This window comes from Mesorhizobium sp. Arg314 (assembly GCF_053714275.1).
On sequence record NZ_JBSKBP010000010.1, the window covers coordinates 1 to 20,096 of the forward strand.

Below are 20,096 nucleotides of genomic sequence, written 5' to 3' on the forward strand. Positions count from 1 at the left end.
CCGCGTCACACCGACAGAGTGCTCACACTATTTCCAAAACTCAGGCTATGACCAACACTAATCTCATCCCGCTCTAGGCGCCGTATCAAATTGATCCATATCAATAAGCCAGGATGCGCCCTGCACTAAGGTTGATGAGAACCGATCGGCGGAAACGGTCAAGCCCGAAGCCCGCTGAAACAGGAGATCATACCGATGATGATCCGCACGCTCTCCACCTTGGAATGCACGAAATTGCTGGCGGCCAACCGCACCGGCCATCTGGCATGCGCGAAGGACGGACAGCCCTACGTCGTGCCCTTCAACTATGCCTATGCCGATAGCCATCTCTACGCCTTCTCCCTGCTGGGCAAGAAGATCGACTGGATGCGGGAGAATCCCCTTGTGTGCGCCCAGGTGCAAGAGCACACGCAGGGGCGCGGATGGCGAAGCGTGATCGTCGACGGCCGCTATGAGGAACTGCCGGATCGGGTCGGCCACAAGGTCCAGCGCGACCATGCATGGGCGGTGTTGAGCAAGCGCGTGGACTGGTGGGAGCCCGGCGCGCTCAAGCCTGTCACGCCTCTCTTGTCAGATGACCTGCCGCACGTCTTTTTCCAGATCCTGGTCGAGCAGGTTTCGGGGCGGGAAGCAACCGAATAGCCAGCGTCCGTGGCAGAAATCGAACGTTACAAAGCCGGGCTGTCGCCAAGCGTCGCCACCGTCTTCAGCGCGCCGTCGAGCATGTCGCCCTTTTCGTCTTTAAGCGCTGCCTCACGCAGGCGGCGGATCCAGTCGGCGGCGTCTTCACGGCCCTTGAGCATGGCGAGCGCCGAGAGCACGCGGTCGAATTTCGACTGCGCTCGGGCATGGGTGTCGCTATAGCCTTTGATCAGCCGGCGGCAATTCAGGATTTCGGTGGCAAGCGCATAGTTTTCGCGCACATGGGCGAGCGCCAGTTCGTACCAGCGCTCCAGGTGCTCCACCTCTATCCTGTGACGCAGCAGGCGGCGGCGCCAGCGGCGCAGGCCGCCGATGAACCAGAGCGCGGCGAAGCCGGTAAAGCTGTCGGTGCGGATGTGGCGGCCGCGATTGATGCGGCGGTCGAGGAAGGCGGCGAGCTTCGGCCGGTTCTCGATATAGCTGCCGAGACCGGCCGGAAGCGTGCCGCAGAATTCCTCGATGCGCGGATGGAAATATTCGGTCACCTGCAGGACCGAACCTTCCCTGACGCCGACCTCCTTGCGCACCCGCCTGTCGCGGGTCGAACGCGTCTTCAGATCGGCGACGCGGATCATGTCGTCATAGCACATGGCGTTGGCCAGATGTTTCGCCGCCGCGATCGACAAAGCGTAGACGCGCTCCGCATCGTCCAGCGCAACCGCCTTGTCCAGCCGGTTGAGATATTCGCCGCCATAGGCGATGTCCTGGTAGTCGACGACTTTCTTCAGGCCGCGCTCGGCCATGTCGCGCACCGGCACCGGCAGCGCCGCGACGCGTCCGGCAAGCTCCTGCCAGCCTTTCAGCAGGATTTCCGGTCCGCTGACCTTTGCCGTTGACCTGGGTTCGGCAACGGCAGGTTTCGCCACCGCCTTTTCGGCGGCCGGCGCTGCCGCGATCCCTCGTGCGCGGTCACAGGCGGCGGCGAAGGCTGCAAGGCTCGCCTTGACGCCACGGCCGCCGGCGCCGATCGCCTGCTCATAGCTCTCGCGGGTGAAGGGCAGCGCGTCGGAGCCGGCCAGCGCGCCGAGAAGGCTGGCAGAAATCATGGTGCCGTTCTCGGCGGCGATCTTTTCCATGTCGAAGGCAATGAAGCGCTTTGCGGCAGCCTGCGCCGTAGCATGCACCTTCTCCGACGAGGCGCGGCCATCGCCGGGCTCGATCTTTTCCGAGACGGCGGCGATGCGGTGCGAGGAAGCAATCAGCGTCGTGCGCTCGGGCGTGACGAAGCCGCGGATGATGGCACGGCCTGCTTCCATCAGCTCGGCGGCGATCAGGATGTCGATGTCGCCCTGCGAGGGCGACAGCGCGAAGACCGGCAGCCGGCCGGTGTCGCGGGCCATCTCGATGTAGTAGATCGTGGCGCCGGTACGCTGGGCAACGCCGGCCACGGAAGTCGATTGGGCGATATAGCCGTTGCGCTCGGCGACGTCGGTGATCCAGTCGGCGAGCACGCCGCCGCCCTGGCCGCCGACCGCGAGCACGGCGAGTTTTATGACGCGCTCGTCGTCTAGGGCGCCCGTCTTCGGGCGCAGCGCTGCGCTGGGGTCAAGCATCGGCAAACACCAAACGGCGTCGTTCGCGGCGGCGCTGCAACAGGCTGATTGCGGCGCGGCGCGCGCTTTCCAGGAAACGGTCCCAGCGGCCGGGATTGTGCACGACATCGGCGCGGTAGAAGGACGGGCAGAGCACGGCGGCATCGGCCACCTCGCCGCAATTGCCGCAGCCGACGCAATTCTGGTCGATCGAGGCAACCGGATCGTCGCGCAGCGGATCGTCAAGCGACTTCACCGACAGCGACGGACAGCCGGACAGCCGCATGCAGGCATGGTCACCGGTGCAGATGTCCTCGTCGACACCGAATTTCGGCTTCACCACCCTTGTCCCGCCCTTGATCGCCTTGTCGACCAGGGGCTTCTCGCGGCGCTGGCGGTTCAGCATGCATTCGGAAGAGGCGACGATGACCTTCGGCCCCTTCTCCTCGGTGGTCAGCGCCTCGCGCAGCGCGGCGCGCATCTTGCCGACATCATAGGTGCGGTCGATGTGGCGCAGCCATTTGACGCCCATGCCCTTCACCGCTTCATCGATCGGATGCCTGGTCGACTTGGTGCGGTTCGAGGCGCGCGAGGACAGGATGTCCTGGCCGCCGGTTGCGGCCGAATAGAAATTGTCGACGATGACGATGACGCCGTCATTCTTGTTGAAGACGGCGTTGCCGATCGAGGAGGTGAGGCCATTGTGCCAGAAGCCGCCGTCGCCGACGAAGGAGATGGAGCGGCGCTTGGCGTCGGGCGAATTGAAGGCCGATGCCGAGGCCGGCCCGAGCCCGTAGCCCATGGTGGTGGCGCCGAGCTCGAAGGGCGGCATGATCGAGAACAGGTGGCAGCCGATGTCGGAGGCGATGTGGTGCTTGCCGAGTTCCTGCTCGACCAGCTTGGTCGCGGCAAAGATCGGCCGCTCCGGGCAACCTATGCAGAAGCCCGGCGGGCGTCCGGGAACGACGTTGATGAGATCGGCGGTATCGACACCCTCGCCAAGCTTGTTCGGCGCACGCACCTCGCCTGGCAGCAGATGTGGAGCATTGGCGCGCAGGAAGGAGCCGATGCCGTCGAGCATCACCTGCCCGGTATATTCGCCGGCCATTGGCAGATGCTCCTTGCCGACCAGCCTGGTGCCGCGCCCGGCCTTGTGCAGCATCGACGCAAAGGCCTGCTCGATATAATTGGGCTGACCTTCCTCGACGACCAGCACCGCCTGCTTGCCCTCGCAGAACGAAAGGAACTCATCGTCCACCAGCGGGTAGACGGCGTTCAGCACATAAAGCGGCACGTCGGTGTCGCCATAGGTGTCGGCAAGGCCGAGCCGCTGCAGTGCGCGGATGACGGAATTATACATGCCGCCTTGCATGACGATGCCGACCGAGCCGTGGTCCGGTCCGAACATCTCGTTGATCTTGCGGCTCTTGATGAAATCGACCGCTGCCGGCCAGCGTTTGGCGACCTTCTCCTTCTCATGCAGGAAGGAGGCAGGCGGCAGCACGATGCGGCCGGTGTCGCGCCGCGGCGCCGACAGCGCATCGGCGACCGACATCGGCGGACGCTTGTTGTCCTTGGCGATGAAGTGGCCGTGCACATGGCAGCAGCGGATGCGCACCTGCAGCATGACCGGCGTGTTGGAGATTTCCGACAGCTCGAACCCGTCCTCGACCGCCTTGACGATCGAGGGCAGGTTCGGGCGCGGGTCGAGCAGCCAGACCTGGCTCTTCATGGCGAAGGCGTGGCTGCGCTCCTGCATGATCGAGGAGCCCTCGCCATAATCCTCGCCGACGATGATCAGCGCGCCGCCGGTGACGCCGCCGGACGCCAGGTTCGCCAGCGCATCGGAAGCGACGTTGGTGCCGACCGTCGACTTGAAGGTGGCCGCACCGCGGATCGGATAATGCACGGATGCGGCGAGCATGGCGGTGGCGGTCGCTTCCGAGGCGCTCGCCTCGAAATGCACGCCGAGCTCGCCCAGAATGTCCTGCGCGTCGGCCAGCACATCCATCAGATGGCTGATCGGCGCGCCCTGGTAGCCGCCGACATAGCCGACGCCGCATTGCAAGAGCGCCTTGGTGATGGCGAGGATGCCCTCGCCGGCGAATTCCTCGCCGGCGCCGAGCCTCAGCTTTTCGACTTCCTTGGCAAAAGACCGTTCGGCCATGTCTGCCTCCTTCCGTTGCCGCCTGCCCGTTGCCGCCGGGGGCGGCGCGTACATCTAGATTTCGTGCTTGCGGATGTTCTTCAGCATTTTTTGCAGCGTCGCGATCAGCGCCGCGTATTCGGCATCGTCGACATCGTCGAACATCGCCTCGAAAGCGTCATGCATGGCCGGCCAGGCGCGGGTGAACAGCGCGCGGCCGTCATCGGTCAGGAACACATGGCGGAAGCGGCTGTCGGTGACGCCCTGCTCGCGCCGCACCAGGCCCTGGCCTTCCAGCGTGTCGAGCGTGCGGCTCAAGGTCGACTGCTCGATCACCGTGTAGACCGACAGATCGTTGACGGTGACGCCGTCGGTGACCGAGAGCACCGCCAGGGTCCGCACCTGCGGAATGGTCAGGCCCTGCTTGCGGAAATCCTCGCGCAAAGTGGCGTTGTATCGGCCCATGATGCGGTTCATCAGGTAGGGCGCGAATTGCTGCAGGCCGATCTGGCCGAGTGTCGAGATGCGTTGCCGCTTTTCGGGAAGCTTCTGTTCCATCAGAGCTTCCCCGCGAGCAGGAAGCCGGAGCCGCCGCCGAGCCCGGCGCCCGGATGGGTGGAAGCGCCGATGTGGTAGAGGCCCTTGATGCCGGTCTCGTGGTTGCGGCTTGCCTTGAACGGCCGCCACAGAAAGGACTGGTCGATTGTCGACGAGCCGCCATAGGGATCGCCGCCGACCAGGTTGATGTTCATCGCTTCGAGATCGGCCGGCGAGTAGGCGCGGCGCGCGATGATGGTGTCGTGGAAACCGTCGATGTGGTTGGCGAGGATCGCCTCGACGCGGTCGGCATAGGCCTCGCGCAGCGCTTCGGTCCAGCGGCCGTCGGCGGGGGTCTCGAGCTTGCCGGCCGCATCGCCCTTGATGCGGCGCGGCGCCTCGGGAAGCTGCAGCCACAGGATCGCCTTGCCTTCCGGGCAGCGCGATGGGTCGAGCGCGTGTGGCTGGCCGACGCAGATGGTCGGCACTTCCGGCAGCAGGCCGCGCACCGCCTCGTTGCAGGCTTTCGACACTCCATCCAACCCCGGCGTCAGATGCAGCAGCGCCACCTTGTCGAGGCTCGCGCCGCGCCAGGCCGGCGGCTTGTCGAGGGCATAGTGGATCTGGAAATTGCCTTTGCCGTAGCGATAAACGCGCGTCGCTTCGACGTCGCGCTTTGGAGCCGCATCGCCGAGCAGGCGGCCGTAGAGCTGCGTCGGCGTGAGCGAGCAGATCACGCTCTTCGTGGCGGTCAGCGTCTCGCCGGAAGCGAGGCTCACGCCAGAGGCGCGGGCACCGGCCTGGACGATCGAGGCGACGTCGGCGTTGACGCGGATCTCGCCGCCGCGCTCCTTGATCAGCGCCTCGAAGGCGGCGAGCAGGTTCCTGGCGCCACCCTTGACGATCGGCGCACCGGCGGCCTCCAGCGCGAAGGCGATGACCTTGGCGATCTGGCCCGAGAAAGCGTCTTCCGGTCCGAGCCCGGCATGCAACACCCAGGGCGCCCAGAGCGCGCGGACCGTGTCGGACGTGTAAGCCGTTTCCAGCCAGCCTCGCGCCGGCACCAGCGCCTCGCCCATGAAGCCGGCAAGGCTGCGTGGCCCGCGCTGCCAGGCCTCGCCGGCCATGAGCTTGGTCGTGGGGTAGGACCAGAGCGCGCCGCCGAGCAGGCCGAAGAGCAGCCCGGCATTGCGCTCGATGTCGCCGACATCGGCGCCATGGCTGTCGCCGTCACTGGGCGCGATCCGGTTGAGCGCCGCGATGTTGGCGGCGCGGTCGGTGGTGAGCACGGCATGCCTGCCGTCCGGCGTGAGCACGCCTGTCGGCGTGGCGGTATGGCAGAACTCCAGCCCGTGCCGCGCAAGGTCCTTGCCAAGCGAGGCATAGGCCGGCGAGGTGATGAACAGCACGAAGGTCGTCGCCATCACGTCATGGACGAAGCCAGGCGCCGTGATCTCCTCGGTGCGCATGCAGCCGCCGATGCGGTCGTTGCGCTCGAGCACGAGCACCTTGGCGCCCTTGGCGCCGAGCATCGCCGCGCAGACCAGGGCGTTGATGCCGCTGCCGACGATGATGTGATCGACGTCGCTCATCGTCGTGGCCTTGGCTTTAACCCCGCGGCACCAGCGCCAGCGCGCGGATCGGGCTGCCGGTGCCGTGCTCGATCTTGAGGGGCGCTGCGATCAGGATCGCGCCCTTCGGCGGCAGCTGGTCGAGATTGCACAGGCTGGCGAGGCCGTAGCGGTTGGCCTTGTGCATCAGCGTGTGCGCCGGGAATGGCGGCTCCATGCCGCCGGCCTTGCCGGCATCGGTGCCGATCGTCTCTGAGCCCCAGCCCTTGATGTCCTTGCCGATCAGGAACTGGATGGCTTCGGCCGTCGGGCCGGGCGTGTGCGGTCCGGTCTCGTTGGCGTTGAGGAACTCGGCTTCCGAGCCATTGCGCTTGTACCAGTCGGTGCGCATCACCACCCACTCGCCGGGATTGATGGCGCCGTGCTTGGCTTCCCAGGCCTTGATATGGTCGACGGTGAGCAGGAAGTCGTGGTCGGCGGCGGCTTCCGCCGAGCAGTCGATGACGTTGACCGGCCCGACGAAATTCTGCGCCGGAATGGTGTCGGTGGCGCCGTCCGGATAGTCCTTGCCGGTGATCCAATGCTGCGGCGCGTCGAAATGCGTGCCCGAATGCTCGCCGAGCTTCAGCCAGTTCCAGGCCCACCACGGGCCGTTCTTGTCATATTTGGAGATGGCGTGGATCTCGACCTTCGGCGTATCGACGGCGAGTTCCGGCGGCAGCTTGATCAGCGGCGTATCGGGGCCGAGCGGCGCCGACAGATCGACCACCTTGATGGCGCCCGAGAGCAGCTGGCCGGCGACCTCGCCGAGGAGTTTTTGCGTGTCCATGGTCTTTCGTTCCCTCTTGTCTGGTGATCATCAAGGCTCGTTGCGGCCCTTAATATACCTACTAGACGAAAACATATGCATCTGCAATTATCTTTAAGCATAAAGCATTTTGGGGCGGGGCGTGAGCGAGTTCGACGCCATCTTTGTCGGGGCGGGCCACAACAGTCTGGCATGCGCCGCGTATCTGGCGCTCAAAGGCTGGAAAATCGCGGTTTTCGAGCGCAACCAGGCAATCGGGGGCGCCGTTCGCACCGCCGAATACACGCTTCCCGGTTTCCGGCACGATTTCGGCGCGATGAATCTGAGCCTGTTTGCCGGCTCGGCCTTCCATCGGAAATATGCAAATGAATTGAAAAGCCACGGGCTGGAATTCGCACCTGTGACCGACTGCTTCGCCAGCGCCTTCCCGGACGGGAAATGGTTCGGCGTCAGCAACGACCTGGAGAAGACCGCCGCACGGATGGCCGCCTTCTCGGCAGCGGACGCCGCCACATGGCGCCGGCTGGTCGGCGCCTTTCCGGGCGAAGCCGAACATCTGTTCCGCCTGCTGGGATCGCCGATGAGCGCGCGGGCGCTGGCCGGCACGGGCTGGAACCTGTGGCGCAAGAAGGGTTTTTCCGGCGCGCTCGACACGGCACGGTTGCTTCTGTCCTCACCTCGCGCCTGGCTGGAAGAGAATTTCGAGACGCCGCATGTGCGCACGACGCTCGCCGCCTGGGGGATGCATCTCGACTTCGCGCCCGACATCGCCGGGGGTGCTGTGTTCCCCTACCTGGAATCGATGGCCAACCAGAGCTTCGGCATGGTGCTGGGCAATGGCGGCGCCGACACCATCATCCGCGCGCTGGCCGGCATGGTGACCGCGGCCGGCGGCCAGATCACGACCGGCGCGGACGTCGCCGAGATCCTGATCGCCGGCGGAAAGGCAACCGGCGTGCGGCTGGCTTCCGGCGAAACCCATGTCGCGCGCAACGCCGTCATTGCCGGCGTCGCGCCGAAAGCGCTGCCGGGCAAGCTGCTGCCCAATGGCTCCGGCGATGCCGGCTTCGATGCGGCGATGAAGAAATTCCGCCATGCGCCGGGGACGATGATGATCCATCTGGCGCTGGAGGGCCTGCCTGATTGGAGCGCCGGCGTGGAGCTTCGCCAATTCGCCTATGTGCATCTGGCGCCGTCGCTCGACGCCATGTCGCGCGTCTACCAGCAGGCGATCGCCGGCCTGCTGCCCGAGCAGCCGGTGCTCGTGGTCGGCCAGCCGACGACCGTCGATCCCACGCGAGCGCCGGAAGGCAAGCATGTGCTCTGGGTGCAGGTGCGCATGCTGCCGGCGGAGATCCTTGGCGACGCCGCCGGCAAGATCGCGCCTGCTCACTGGGATGCGGTCAAGGACGCCTATGCGGAACGCGCGCTCGACATCATCGAGAGCTATGCGCCGGGATTGCGCAGCAAGATTCTCGGCCGCGCGGTGTTCTCGCCGCTCGACCTCGAGCGCGAGAATCCGAACCTTGTCGGCGGCGACCAGATCTGCGGCAGCCACCATCTGGCGCAGAATTTTCTCTTCCGCCCAGCGCGATCCTTCGCGCGCTGGAACACGCCGGTCTCGAACCTCTTCCTCACCGGCGCCGCGACATGGCCCGGCGCCGGCACGGGCGCAGGCTCCGGCTTCATGCTCGCCCAACAGCTGGGAGGGAACTAGAATTCCGGGATGGACAAGGCGCGGTTGCCCACCACCGAATGAAAACGCCGCGCAGACAAATGACAACCAACAAGGGGAACGACCATGACCATCAACAGACGCGACTTGCTTGGATATGGCGCGGCGGCGCTGGGTGCTGCCACGTTTGGACTGCCGAGGGCGGCAAAGGCGGCGGACGAGCTCACCATCGCCTATAACGTCAACCTGCCATCCTGGGATCCGACGACCGGACCCTCGGCCGTCAACCCGACCATCCAGGGCCTCTATCAATCGGTGTTCGACCAGATCATAGGCCAGAAGCCGGACCTCTCCTTCACGCCCGGCCTGCTCACCGAATGGGGCTGGAACGAGGACCGCACCAAGGTGACGATGACGGTGCGCGACGGCGTGAAATGGCATGACGGCTCGCCTTTCACCGCCGAGGACGTTGTCTGGTCGCTGCAGCGCGCCGGCGACGAGAAGACCGGCAACCCGATCCAGTTCGTCTGGAAGAACGTCAACAACTTCAAGATCGACGGCAACAAGATCACCGGCGATGTCGTGCAGTTCGATCCGGTTTATTTCAAGTGGATGTCGTTCCTGACCGGCTACATCATGCCGAAGGCCTATTACGAGAAGGTCGGCGCCGAAGGTTTCGAGAAGGCGCCGATCGGCACCGGGCCTTATATGGTCGACAAGTTCGAGCGCAACGCCTTCCTGCGGCTCAAGGCCAACCCGCACTACTGGGGCACGAAGCCCGCCTTCGAAAACGTGACGATCAAGTTCGTCACCGACGCCGCGAGCCGCGTTGCCGAGATCGAGTCCGGCTCCTCGCAGGTGACGCTCGAAATTCCCTACGAGGAATATGACCGCCTGATCGCCAAGGACGGGCTGGCCGGCTCGATCAAGAACGTTTCCGACATCGGCATGATCTTCTTCAACAACAAGGACGCGATGCTGGACAAGAATGTCCGCCAGGCGGCCGTGATGTCGGTGGACAAGGAGCTTCTGGTCAAGCGGTTGCTGCGCGGCTACGGCCAGCCGATCGACACGCTGGAAACGCCGGAATACGCGGCCTTCGACCCGTCGATCAAGGTCGAGCACAATCCGAAGAAGGCCAAGGAGTTGCTGGCGGCCTCCGGCTACTCGCCGGAGAAGCCGGCCAAGATCACCATCCAGACGACCAAGGGCTTCAAGCCCAAGGACTACGAAATGGTGCAGGCGATCGTCGGCATGTGGCGCAAGGTCGGCATCGAGGCGACGATCGAGGTCTACGAAATCGCCAAGCATTATGAGCTACGCGCCGCGCACAAGCTGGCACCGGCGGCGTTCTACAACTGGGGCAATTCCATCGGCGATCCGACCACCTCGACTGGTTTTGCCATGTTCGGACCGTCGCCACACTCGTCCTGGAAGACCGACGACCTCGATGCCAAGATCGGTCCGCTATGGGGCGAGAAAGACGAGGCCAAGCGCATCGCCGGCTGGAAGGCGGTCGACAAATACATCGCCGAGCAAGCCTATGTGCTGCCGCTGATGCAGTTTGCTCAGCCGATCGTGCATGCCAAGGGGGTCAAAGTCGTGCAGCATATTTCCGGCGCGCTACTGCCGGCACTGATGACCCCGGCCTGACCATCGGTCTTGAATTGCCGCGCGCGCCGTCCGCAAGACGGCGCGCATTTTCATCCGAGCGTATTGGCAGATGCTGCTGCAGAGATTCCTCGTTCGTCTGGTGACGATGCTGGTGACGCTGTTCGGCGTGGCCATCGTCGTCTTCGTCGTCATCCGCGTCGCGCCCGGCGACCCGATCGCCATGATGCTGCCGCCCGGCGCCAGCAATGACGATATAGCGCGCCTGCGCGCGCTCTATGGGCTCGACAAAAGCATCGTGCAGCAATTCTTCATCTGGCTCGGAGGCGTCCTGCACGGCGATTTCGGCACCTCGATCTCGCTGCGCCAGGATGTGCTCGCCCTGGTTTTCAACAGGCTGCCGGCGACGCTGGAGCTTGCCACCGTGGCGCTGCTGATGGCGATCGCGATCGGCGGCACGACCGCTATCCTCGGCGCGCGCTCGCGCGGCACGGCGGTCGAAGCCGGCATCGACATCGCCAGCGGCGCAACGCTCTCCATTCCCGATTTCCTGTGGGGCCTGGTGCTGATCCTGCTGTTCGGCGTCCTGGTGCCTGTCTTCGACATTTCAGGCCGCGTGTCGCCGCAGCTCGACCTACCCTTCGTCAGCCAGTTCTATCTCGTCGAGAGCATCTTGAGGCTCCGCTTCGACCTCACCTGGGATCTGCTGAAACACATGCTGATGCCGGCCGTGGCCTTGGCGCTGCCGCTGGCGGCGATCATCGCACAGCTCCTGAAGCAGTCGCTGAAGGAAGTGCTCGACCTCGATTATGTGGTGCTGGCGCGTGTCAAAGGTTTTTCGGAGACGCAGGTCATCCTGCGTGAAGCGCTGAAGAACGCGGCGCTGCCGACGCTGACGCTGGTCGGCGTGCAGTTCACCTTCCTCATCGGCGGCACCGTCATCGTCGAGCGGCTGTTCTCCTATGAAGGCCTCGGCAACATGGCGATCGACGCCGTCATCAATCGCGACCTGCCGCTAATCCAGGGCATCGTACTGGTCTTCGCGCTGCTGTTCGTGCTGATCAACCTCGCCGTCGACATGACGTATGCGCTGCTCAATCCGAGGCTGCGCCATGGATGACGCCCGCACTGTCCGACGCAGCTTGAGCCCGCGGTTGTGGCTGGCCGGCGGCTGGCTTCTGCTGGCGCTGCTTGCTGCCATCTTCGCGCCGCTGGTCGCGCCGCAGGACCCGCTGGCGCAGGACCTGATGCTGGAGCGCCTGCCGCCCTTCTGGCTTGACGGCGCCGAGCCCGGCTATTGGCTGGGCACCGACAGCCTGGGACGCGATCTTTTCTCGCGGCTGATCTTCGGCGGCCGCATCGCCTTCATCGTCGCCTTCATGGCGGCGACGTCCGCCTGCCTCATCGGTTCGGCACTGGGGCTGATCGCCGGCTATTTCGGCGGCTGGGCCGACCGGATCATCTCGCGCATCGTCGACGTCTGGATGGCCTTTCCGCCGGTGCTGTTCGCGATCCTCCTGGTGGCGGTGCTCGGCACGGGCCTGAGCTCCGTCATCCTCGCCATCGCGATCATCGACTGGACGCGCTTCTGCCGGGTGATCCGTGCCGAGGCGATGAGCCAGGCGCGGATGGACTATGTCGAAAGTGCGCGCATCGCCGGCTATGGCCGCATCGGCATCATGCTGCGCGAAGTGCTGCCCAATGTGCTGCCGTCGGTAGTGGCGCTGCTATCACTCGAAATGGGCATCGCGGTCATCGTTGAGGCGATCCTCTCCTTCGTCAATCTGTCGATCTCGACCGACGATCCGACCTGGGGCAGCATCATCGCCGAGGGACGGCTGTCGATCCACCAGGCCTGGTGGGTGCTGGTGTTTCCGCTCATCACGCTGATCCTCACCGTGCTTTCCTTCAGCCAATTCGGCGAAGCGCTGAAGGCGCGTTTCGATCCGGTGCTGCGATGAGCGCGTGCCTCGACATCCGCCGCTTGAGCGCCGTGCTGCCCAACGGCCAGCGCGTGCTGCGCTCGGTCTCGCTCAGCGTACAGCCGGGCGAGGTGCGCGCCCTGGTCGGCGAGAGCGGCGCCGGCAAGACGATGATCGGCAAGGCAGTGCTCGGCGTGCTGCCGAAAAGCGTGCGCGTCGTCGAAGGCGAGATGTTGATCGAGGGCGAGGATCTCGGCAGGCTCGACGAAAAGGCGCGGCGGAACCTGATCGGCGCGCGCACGGCGCTGATCCCGCAGGATCCGCTGACCGCGCTCAACCCGTCGCGCCGCATCGGCTCGCAGATGACCGACAGGTTGATCCGCATCCTCGGCTGGAGCGGCGAGAGAGCCGACAAGCGCATCCGCCAATTGCTCGACGAGGTGCAGATCCGCGACCCGGAGCGGGTGCTGAAAAGCTATCCGCACGAATTGTCCGGCGGCATGCGCCAGCGCGTGCTGATCGCGGCGGCCTTCGCGGCGGAGCCCAGGCTGATCGTCGCCGACGAGCCGACGACGGCACTGGACGTGACGGTGCAGAAGCAGATCCTGCGGCTGATCGCCCAACTGCAGCGCGATCACGGCACGGCGATCCTGTTCGTCACCCATGACCTCGGCGTCGTCGCCAAGATCAGCCAGAAAGTGTCGGTGCTCTATGCCGGCAAAGTGGTGGAGGAAGCCGAGACCGCTGAGCTTTTCGCAGCGCCCCAGCACCCCTATACGCGGGCGTTGATCGCGGCGACGCCACGCTACACCGATCCCTTCGCATCGCTGAAGCCGGTGGACGAAGCCGTGCTCGCGGGGCTTGCTGCCGAGATCGCGGCGGCCGACCAGGCATGGAGGCCCGGCCATGGCTGAGCCGATGTTTTCGGTGCGCGGGTTGAAAGTGGCGCTGCCCGACATGACGCGCAAGCCGCTGATCGGCCGCGCGCCACTGGCCGAGATCCTCAAGGGGCTCGACTTCGACCTGCCCAAGGGATCGGTGACCGGCATCGTCGGCGAGTCCGGCTCCGGCAAGTCGACGCTCGGCCGCGCGCTGGTGCGGCTGCTCGAGCCAAGCGCCGGCTCGATCAGCCTCGAGGGGCGCGACATCAGCCATCTTTCGGAAGCGGAGCTTCGACCACTGCGGCGCGACCTGCAGATGATCTTCCAGGATCCGATGTCCTCGCTCAACCCGCGGCACACGATCTTCAACATCATCGCAGCACCCTTGAGACAGAACAGGCTTGGCGACAGGCTGAAGGAGCGCGTCGCCCAGGCCCTGCAGCGCGTCGGCCTGCCGCAGACTTTCGCCAGCCGCTATCGCCACGAGCTATCCGGCGGCCAGCGCCAGCGCGTCGGCATCGCCAGGGCGCTGGCACTGTCGCCGAAATTCGTACTGGCCGACGAGATCGTATCCGGCCTCGACGTCTCGACGCAGGCGCAGATCCTGACGCTGCTGGAAAAGCTGGCGGCCGAGATGGGGCTGACGGTCGCCTTCATCAGTCACGACCTATCGGTGATCCGGCGGCTCTGCCAGCAGGTCATCGTCATGCGCGAGGGCAGGATCGTCGAGGCCAGCGCCACCGACGCGCTGTTCGACAATCCGAAGGAGGCCTACACGCGCGACCTGCTCGCGGCCATTCCGCTGCCGGAGATCGACGCGGACTGGCTGGACATGCCTTCAGCCGGCAAGGCGCCGACATGAGCGCATACGCACGCTGATGAGCGGGCCTCGGTACAATGATTTCGATATAAAACTTTAAGCTTGAAATATCTTGCCTCCGGCGCAATACTCAAGACGCAGCAAGCGAAGAGGAGATCGCAAGACATGAAGGTTGCGGTTCTCGGCGGCGGACCGGCCGGACTCTACTTTGCCATCTCGCTCAAGCTGCGCGATGCCGCGCATGAGGTGACGGTCTATGAGCGCAACCGCCCCGACGATACATTCGGCTGGGGCGTGGTGCTGTCGGCGGAGACGCTGGAGAACCTGACCAGGAACGACCCGGTCAGCGCCGTCTGGATCAAGAAGCATTTCGCCTATTGGGACGATATCGCCGTCATCCATGACGGTGTGCGCACGGTGTCTTCCGGCCATGGCTTCTGCGGCATCGGGCGCAAGCGGCTGCTGATCCTGCTGCAGCGGCGGGCGCGCGAGCTCGGCATCAAGCTGGCATTCGAGACCGATATTGCCGATCCGCGACCCTTCATGGAAACGCACGACCTGGTTGTCGCGGCGGATGGACTGAACTCGAAATCCCGCGCCACCTTTGCCGATGTCTTCAAGCCGGACATCGACACCCGCAAATGCAAGTTCGTGTGGCTCGGCACGACGCAGAAATTCGACGACGCCTTCACCTTCATCTTCGAGAAGACGGAGCATGGCTGGGTGTGGGCGCATGCCTACCAGTTCGACAACGAGACCGCGACGTTCATCGTCGAATGCAGCGGGCAGACCTGGGAGGCTTTCGGCTTCGGCCAGATGACGCAGCAAGAATCGATCGCGGTCTGCGAGCGCATCTTCGAAAAGCATCTCGGCGGCCATCCGCTGATGACCAACGCCAACCACATTCGCGGTTCAGCCTGGATCAATTTCCCGCGCGTGCTGTGCGAGCGCTGGTCGTACAAGAACCTGGCGCTGATGGGCGACGCGGCGGCGAGCGCGCATTTTTCGATCGGCTCCGGCACCAAGCTGGCGCTGGAAAGCGCGGTGGCGCTTGCCGATTATGTCGAGTCCCAGCCCGATCTCGAGGCCGCCTTCCGCAAATATGAGGATGCGCGGCGCACCGAGGTGCTCAAACTGCAGTCGGCGGCGCGCAACTCGCTCGAATGGTTCGAGGAAGTCGAACGATATCTCGGCCTTGATCCAGTTCAGTTCAACTATTCGCTGCTCACCCGCTCGCAGCGCATCAGCCATGAGAACCTTCGTCTGCGCGATGCCGAATGGCTGGCGGGCGCCGAGGAGTGGTTCCAGCGCAAAGCCGGCGCCGGCGGCAACAGCTTACGGCGCGCACCGATGTTCGCGCCGTTCAAGCTGCGCGACATGACGCTCAACAACCGCATCGTCGTTTCGCCGATGGCGCAGTACAAGGCGGTCGACGGCTGTCCGACCGACTGGCATTTTTCCCACTACGCCGAGCGCGCCAAGGGCGGCGCTGGCCTTCTCTACATCGAGATGACCTGCGTCAGCCCCGAGGGCCGCATCACGCCTGGGTGCCCCGGCTTCTACAAGCCGGAGCACGAGATCGCCTGGAAGCGGCTGGTCGATTTCGTCCATGCCGAGACCGAGGCAAAAATTTGCGCCCAGATCGGCCATTCCGGCGCCAAGGGTTCGACCCGGGTCGGCTGGGAAGGAACGGACGTGCCGCTCACCTCCGACAACTGGCCGGTGATGGCGCCTTCGGCCGTTGCATGGTCGCCGAAGAACCAGGTGCCGAAGGCGATGGACCGCGCCGACATGGATCTGGTTCGCGACCAGTTCGTCGCCTCGGCCGAGATGGCCGAACGTTGCGGCTTCGATATGCTGGAGATTCATGCCGCGCATGGCTATCTGCTTTCCGCCTTCATCACGCCGCTGACCAACCGCCGCACCGACGAGTATGGCGGCTCGCTGGAAAACCGCATGCGCTATCCGCTGGAGATCTTCCATGCGGTGCGCGCGGTGTGGCCGGCCGAAAAGCCGATCTCGATGCGCATCTCGGCAAATGACTGGGTGGGTATCGAGGGTGTGACGCCTTCGGACGCGGTCGAGATCGCGAAGATGCTGCATGAGGCCGGCGTCGACCTCTGCGACGTGTCGGCCGGGCAGACCTCGATCGCCGCCAAGCCGGTCTATGGCCGCATGTTCCAGACGCCGTTTTCCGACCGCATCCGCAATGAGGTCGGCATGGCGACGATGGCGGTCGGCAACATCTACGAGCCCGACCATGCCAACTCGATCCTGATGGCCGGCCGCGCCGATCTGGTGGCGCTGGCGCGGCCGCATCTTGCCGATCCGTACTGGACGCTGCATGCGGCAGTCACGCTCGGCGACCGCGGCGTCAAATGGCCCGATCCCTACCTGCCCGGCCGCGACCAGATCTACCGGCTGGCCGAACGCGAAGCGGCAGCGGGGCTCAAAGTATGAGCGCCGCGCGGGAAATCACCGGCAAGCATGCGCTGGTCACCGGCGGCGGTTCCGGCGTTGGCAAAGCCATCGCTCTGATACTGGCGGAAGCAGGTGTGAACGTGACCATCTGCGGACGGCGCGAAGCTGCCCTTGCGGAGGTCGCGAAGGAAAGCGACCGGATCTTCTCCATCGCGGCGGATGTTACGAATGAAACCGAGATGGCGGCCCTCCACGAGAAGGCGGAAGCCGCGCGCGGACCGTTCGACATCGTCGTCGCCAATGCCGGCATGGCGGGCAGCGCGCCGGCGCACAAGACCTCGCTGGCCGATTGGCAGCGCACGCTCGACGTAAACCTCACAGGCGCCTTCGTGACGGTGAAGCCGGCGCTGGCCGGCATGCTCGCGCGGAAAACAGGTCGCATCATTTTCGTCGCCTCGACCGCCGGCCTCAAGGGCTACGCCTATGTCGCGCCCTATGTGGCCGCCAAGCATGGCGTCGTTGGGCTGATGCGGGCGCTGGCCGCTGAAACCGCAAAGTCAGGTGTCACGGTCAACGCCGTCTGCCCCGGCTTTGTCGAAACAGACATGCTTGAGGAGTCTATCGCGCGCATCGTCGAGAAGACCGGACGCTCCGTCGATGAGGCACGCGCAAGTCTTTCGACGACGAATCCGCAAGGACGTTTCATCCAGCCCGAGGAGGTCGCGTCCGCGGTGCTGTGGCTGTGCAGCGATGCCGCACGATCGATCACCGGGCAGGCGATCTCGGTCTCGGGAGGTGAGACATGGTAGCGGGACCGACCTCCGCCGGACCTGGCAAGGACCGGCTGCGGCTTTGGATCAGGTTGCTGCGCGCTTCGCGCACCATCGAGGCCGAGCTGCGCGAGCGGCTGAAGAAGGAGTTCGACACCACGCTGCCGCGCTTCGACGTGATGGCGGCGCTCTACCGCTCGCCGGAAGGAATGCTGATGAGCGACCTGTCGCGCTTCCTTCTGGTGTCGAACGGCAACGTCACAGGCATCGTCGACCGGCTGGTTTCCGAAGGGCTGGTGACGCGGGCGCGCCGCAACGGCGACCGCCGCACCTCGATGGTGCGGCTGACAGAGGAAGGCTCGAAATCTTTCGCCGCGATCGCCGCCGCGCATGAGGGCTGGGTCGGCGAATTGCTCGGCAATGTCAGCGAGGACGAGGCGCGGCGGCTGACCGGCATGCTGAAATCGTTCCGCAGCAATTGGGAGGGACGCGAATGAGCGCCATGGCCAAGCTCAAGCCGAAGCACTTCCTCTGGCAGGTCGAGGGCCGGATCGCGAAAATCCGGCTCGACCGGCCGGAGCGCAAGAACCCGCTGACCTTCGACAGCTATGCGGAGCTGCGCGACACGTTCCGCGATCTCGTCTATGCCGACGACGTCGATGCCGTCGTGTTCCTGCCCAATGGCGGCAATTTCTGCTCGGGCGGCGATGTCCACGACATCATCGGGCCGCTGGTCAAGATGGACATGAAGGCGCTGCTCGCCTTCACGCGCATGACCGGCGACTTCGTCAAGGCGATGCTCAACTGCGGCAAGCCGATCATTTCGGCAGTCGACGGCGTGGCCGTCGGCGCCGGCGCCATCATCGCCATGGCCTCCGACATCCGCATCGCCACGCCGGACGCGAAGACCGCCTTCCTGTTCACCCGCGTCGGCCTCGCCGGCTGCGACATGGGGGCCTGCGCGATCCTGCCGCGCATCATCGGCCAGGGCCGCGCGGCCGAGCTGCTTTACACCGGCCGCACCATGAGCGCCGCCGAGGGTGAGCGCTGGGGGTTCTACAACCGCCTCGTCGAGCCTGCCGCGCTCGAAGCCGACGCACTCGACATGGCGAAGCGCATCGTTTCCGGCCCGACCTTCGCGCATAGCATCACCAAGACGCAGCTCAACCAGGAATGGTCGATGGGCCTCGACCAGGCGATCGAGGCGGAAGCGCAGGCGCAGGCGATCTGCATGCAGACCGGCGATTTCGAGCGGGCGTATAAGGCATTCGTGGCTAAGGAAAAGCCGGTGTTCGAGGGGAATTAGCGATGATCGGTTTTCGCCCAGGCACCCCCCTCTGGCCTGCCGGCCATCTCCCCCGCAAGGGGGGAGATCAGCCGACTGCACTGATTTCGTCAATCACCGAGGTCTCAGGATGGGCGGCGAGATCGCAGCTGCCAATCTCCCCCCTTGCGGGGGAGATGTCCGGCAGGACAGAGGGGGGTGTGAAGGATCGGGGCGTGGAAGGAAGAATCCATGCCTGACCGTTCCTTCCTCAACTGGCCCTTCTTCGAAGACCGCCACCGCGAAGTCGCCGAACGCCTCGACGCCTGGTGCGCAAAGAACCTCCCCGTCGATCACCACGATGTCGACGCCGCCTGCCGCGACCTCGTCTCCATGCTTGGCCGTGACGGCTTGCTGAAGCCGACGGCGCTGGACCCGGCCAACCCGGGACCGCTCGACGTACGCACGCTCTGCATCACACGCGAGACGCTCGCCCGCCATGACGGGCTCGCCGACTTCGCCTTCGCCATGCAAGGCCTTGGCACCGGCGCCATCACGCTGTTCGGAACGCCGGACCAGCAGCGCTGGCTGGAAAAGACGCGGGCCGGTCAAGCGATCTCAGCCTTTGCGCTGTCGGAGCCGCGCTCGGGATCGGACGTCGCCAACATGGAAATGACGGCTGTCCGCGATGGCGACGACTATCTGCTTTCGGGCGAAAAGACCTGGATTTCCAATGGCGGCATCGCCGACCTCTACATCGTCTTCGCCCGAACCGGCGAGGCGCCCGGCGCCAAGGGGATTTCCGCTTTCATCGTGGCCGGCGACGCGAAGGGACTTGGCATCGCCGAACGGCTCGAGGTGATCGCCCCTCACCCGCTGGCGCGGCTCTCTTTCGACAATGTCCGTGTCCCGGCTTCCGCGCGTATCGGCAAACCCGGCGACGGCTTCCGCATCGCCATGTCGGTGCTCGACGTCTTCCGTTCGACCGTGGGCGCAGCCGCCCTGGGCTTCGCGCGGCGCGCGCTGGACGAGAGCGTCAAGCGCGCAGTCGAGCGCAAACTGTTCGGCGCGCCGATGGCGGATCTGCAGATGGTGCAAGGCCATATCGCCGACATGGCGCTGGATGTCGACGCCGCGGCGCTGCTCATCTATCGCGCAGCGTGGACCAAGGACATGGGGGCCGCGCGGGTGACACGCGAAGCGGCCATGGCCAAGCTTTTCGCCACCGACAAGGCGCAAGAGGTGATCGACAAGGCGGTGCAACTGCATGGCGGCGACGGCGTGCGCAAGGGCCATATCGTCGAGAGCCTCTATCGCGAGATCCGGGCGCTGCGCATCTATGAGGGGGCTTCCGATGTGCAGAAGGTCGTGATCGCCAGGCATGTTATCGGGACGGCATGAGACGGGACGGCATGAGAACCGCGTTTGAATTAGGG

Annotated in this window: 17 protein-coding genes; 12 read left to right on the forward strand and 5 right to left on the reverse strand. The window is 65.1% G+C overall.

Going from position 1 to position 20,096, the window contains the following annotated elements; all coding sequences use genetic code 11:
- Positions 1-195 precede the first annotated feature (195 nt).
- Positions 196-642 carry a pyridoxamine 5'-phosphate oxidase family protein gene (locus ACWGS9_RS12795; protein ID WP_454505593.1) on the forward strand — a complete coding sequence of 149 codons (447 nt, stop codon included), beginning with the start codon at positions 196-198 and terminating at the stop codon, positions 640-642.
- Between the two features lie 26 nt (positions 643-668).
- Here ACWGS9_RS12795 and ACWGS9_RS12800 read toward each other — a convergent pair whose 3' ends face one another.
- Genes ACWGS9_RS12800 through ACWGS9_RS12820 form a run of 5 tightly spaced genes read right to left on the reverse strand, consistent with a single transcriptional unit; the run spans position 669 to position 7,317 of the window.
- The gene (locus ACWGS9_RS12800; protein WP_454505594.1) at positions 669-2,255 is read right to left on the reverse strand and encodes an indolepyruvate oxidoreductase subunit beta family protein; all 1,587 of its coding nucleotides are present in this window, start codon (positions 2,253-2,255) and stop codon (positions 669-671) included.
- A complete protein-coding gene (locus ACWGS9_RS12805) occupies positions 2,248-4,401 on the reverse strand; it encodes a thiamine pyrophosphate-dependent enzyme (RefSeq protein WP_454505595.1) in 2,154 nt (717 codons plus the stop codon). Before ACWGS9_RS12805 ends, ACWGS9_RS12800 begins: the two co-directional genes overlap by 8 nt.
- Positions 4,402-4,455: 54 nt before the next feature.
- Entirely contained in the window at positions 4,456-4,938 is a 483-nt protein-coding gene (locus tag ACWGS9_RS12810) for a MarR family winged helix-turn-helix transcriptional regulator (protein WP_320217158.1), read from the reverse strand.
- Positions 4,938-6,509, reverse strand: a complete 1,572-nt coding sequence (locus ACWGS9_RS12815; RefSeq protein WP_454505596.1) for a phytoene desaturase family protein — start codon at positions 6,507-6,509, stop codon at positions 4,938-4,940. Before ACWGS9_RS12815 ends, ACWGS9_RS12810 begins: the two co-directional genes overlap by 1 nt.
- A 16-nt stretch (positions 6,510-6,525) precedes the next feature.
- Positions 6,526-7,317, reverse strand: coding sequence for a cyclase family protein (locus ACWGS9_RS12820; protein ID WP_454505597.1), 792 nt, complete (start codon positions 7,315-7,317; stop codon positions 6,526-6,528).
- Between the two features lie 121 nt (positions 7,318-7,438).
- Here ACWGS9_RS12820 and ACWGS9_RS12825 point away from each other — a divergent pair, with 121 nt between their 5' ends.
- From ACWGS9_RS12825 to ACWGS9_RS12875, 11 genes are all read left to right on the forward strand, one after another.
- A complete protein-coding gene (locus tag ACWGS9_RS12825) occupies positions 7,439-9,013 on the forward strand; it encodes a phytoene desaturase family protein (protein ID WP_454505598.1) in 1,575 nt (524 codons plus the stop codon).
- Positions 9,014-9,097: 84 nt separating this feature from the next.
- The gene (locus tag ACWGS9_RS12830) at positions 9,098-10,624 is read left to right on the forward strand and encodes an ABC transporter substrate-binding protein (RefSeq protein ID WP_454505599.1); all 1,527 of its coding nucleotides are present in this window, start codon (positions 9,098-9,100) and stop codon (positions 10,622-10,624) included.
- 70 nt (positions 10,625-10,694) lie between these two features.
- Positions 10,695-11,702, forward strand: a complete 1,008-nt coding sequence (locus tag ACWGS9_RS12835) for an ABC transporter permease (RefSeq protein ID WP_454505600.1) — start codon at positions 10,695-10,697, stop codon at positions 11,700-11,702.
- Positions 11,695-12,543: an ABC transporter permease gene (locus ACWGS9_RS12840; protein WP_454505601.1), complete on the forward strand. Its 849-nt coding sequence runs from the start codon at positions 11,695-11,697 to the stop codon at positions 12,541-12,543. The genes ACWGS9_RS12835 and ACWGS9_RS12840 overlap by 8 nt, the downstream gene beginning before the upstream one ends.
- On the forward strand, positions 12,540-13,418 hold the full coding sequence (locus tag ACWGS9_RS12845) for an ABC transporter ATP-binding protein (RefSeq protein WP_454505602.1): 879 nt from the start codon (positions 12,540-12,542) through the stop codon (positions 13,416-13,418). The genes ACWGS9_RS12840 and ACWGS9_RS12845 overlap by 4 nt, the downstream gene beginning before the upstream one ends.
- Entirely contained in the window at positions 13,411-14,247 is an 837-nt protein-coding gene (locus ACWGS9_RS12850) for an ATP-binding cassette domain-containing protein (protein WP_454505603.1), read from the forward strand. Before ACWGS9_RS12845 ends, ACWGS9_RS12850 begins: the two co-directional genes overlap by 8 nt.
- Positions 14,248-14,370: 123 nt before the next feature.
- Entirely contained in the window at positions 14,371-16,665 is a 2,295-nt protein-coding gene (locus tag ACWGS9_RS12855) for a bifunctional salicylyl-CoA 5-hydroxylase/oxidoreductase (RefSeq protein ID WP_454505604.1), read from the forward strand.
- Positions 16,662-17,435: an SDR family NAD(P)-dependent oxidoreductase gene (locus tag ACWGS9_RS12860; RefSeq protein ID WP_454505605.1), complete on the forward strand. Its 774-nt coding sequence runs from the start codon at positions 16,662-16,664 to the stop codon at positions 17,433-17,435. Before ACWGS9_RS12855 ends, ACWGS9_RS12860 begins: the two co-directional genes overlap by 4 nt.
- Complete coding sequence (locus tag ACWGS9_RS12865; RefSeq protein WP_454505606.1) at positions 17,429-17,893, forward strand: MarR family winged helix-turn-helix transcriptional regulator; 465 nt, start codon at positions 17,429-17,431, stop codon at positions 17,891-17,893. Before ACWGS9_RS12860 ends, ACWGS9_RS12865 begins: the two co-directional genes overlap by 7 nt.
- Entirely contained in the window at positions 17,890-18,702 is an 813-nt protein-coding gene (locus ACWGS9_RS12870; protein WP_454505607.1) for an enoyl-CoA hydratase family protein, read from the forward strand. The genes ACWGS9_RS12865 and ACWGS9_RS12870 overlap by 4 nt, the downstream gene beginning before the upstream one ends.
- A gap of 210 nt (positions 18,703-18,912) precedes the next feature.
- Positions 18,913-20,061 carry an acyl-CoA dehydrogenase family protein gene (locus ACWGS9_RS12875; protein ID WP_454505608.1) on the forward strand — a complete coding sequence of 383 codons (1,149 nt, stop codon included), beginning with the start codon at positions 18,913-18,915 and terminating at the stop codon, positions 20,059-20,061.
- Positions 20,062-20,096 lie beyond the last annotated feature (35 nt).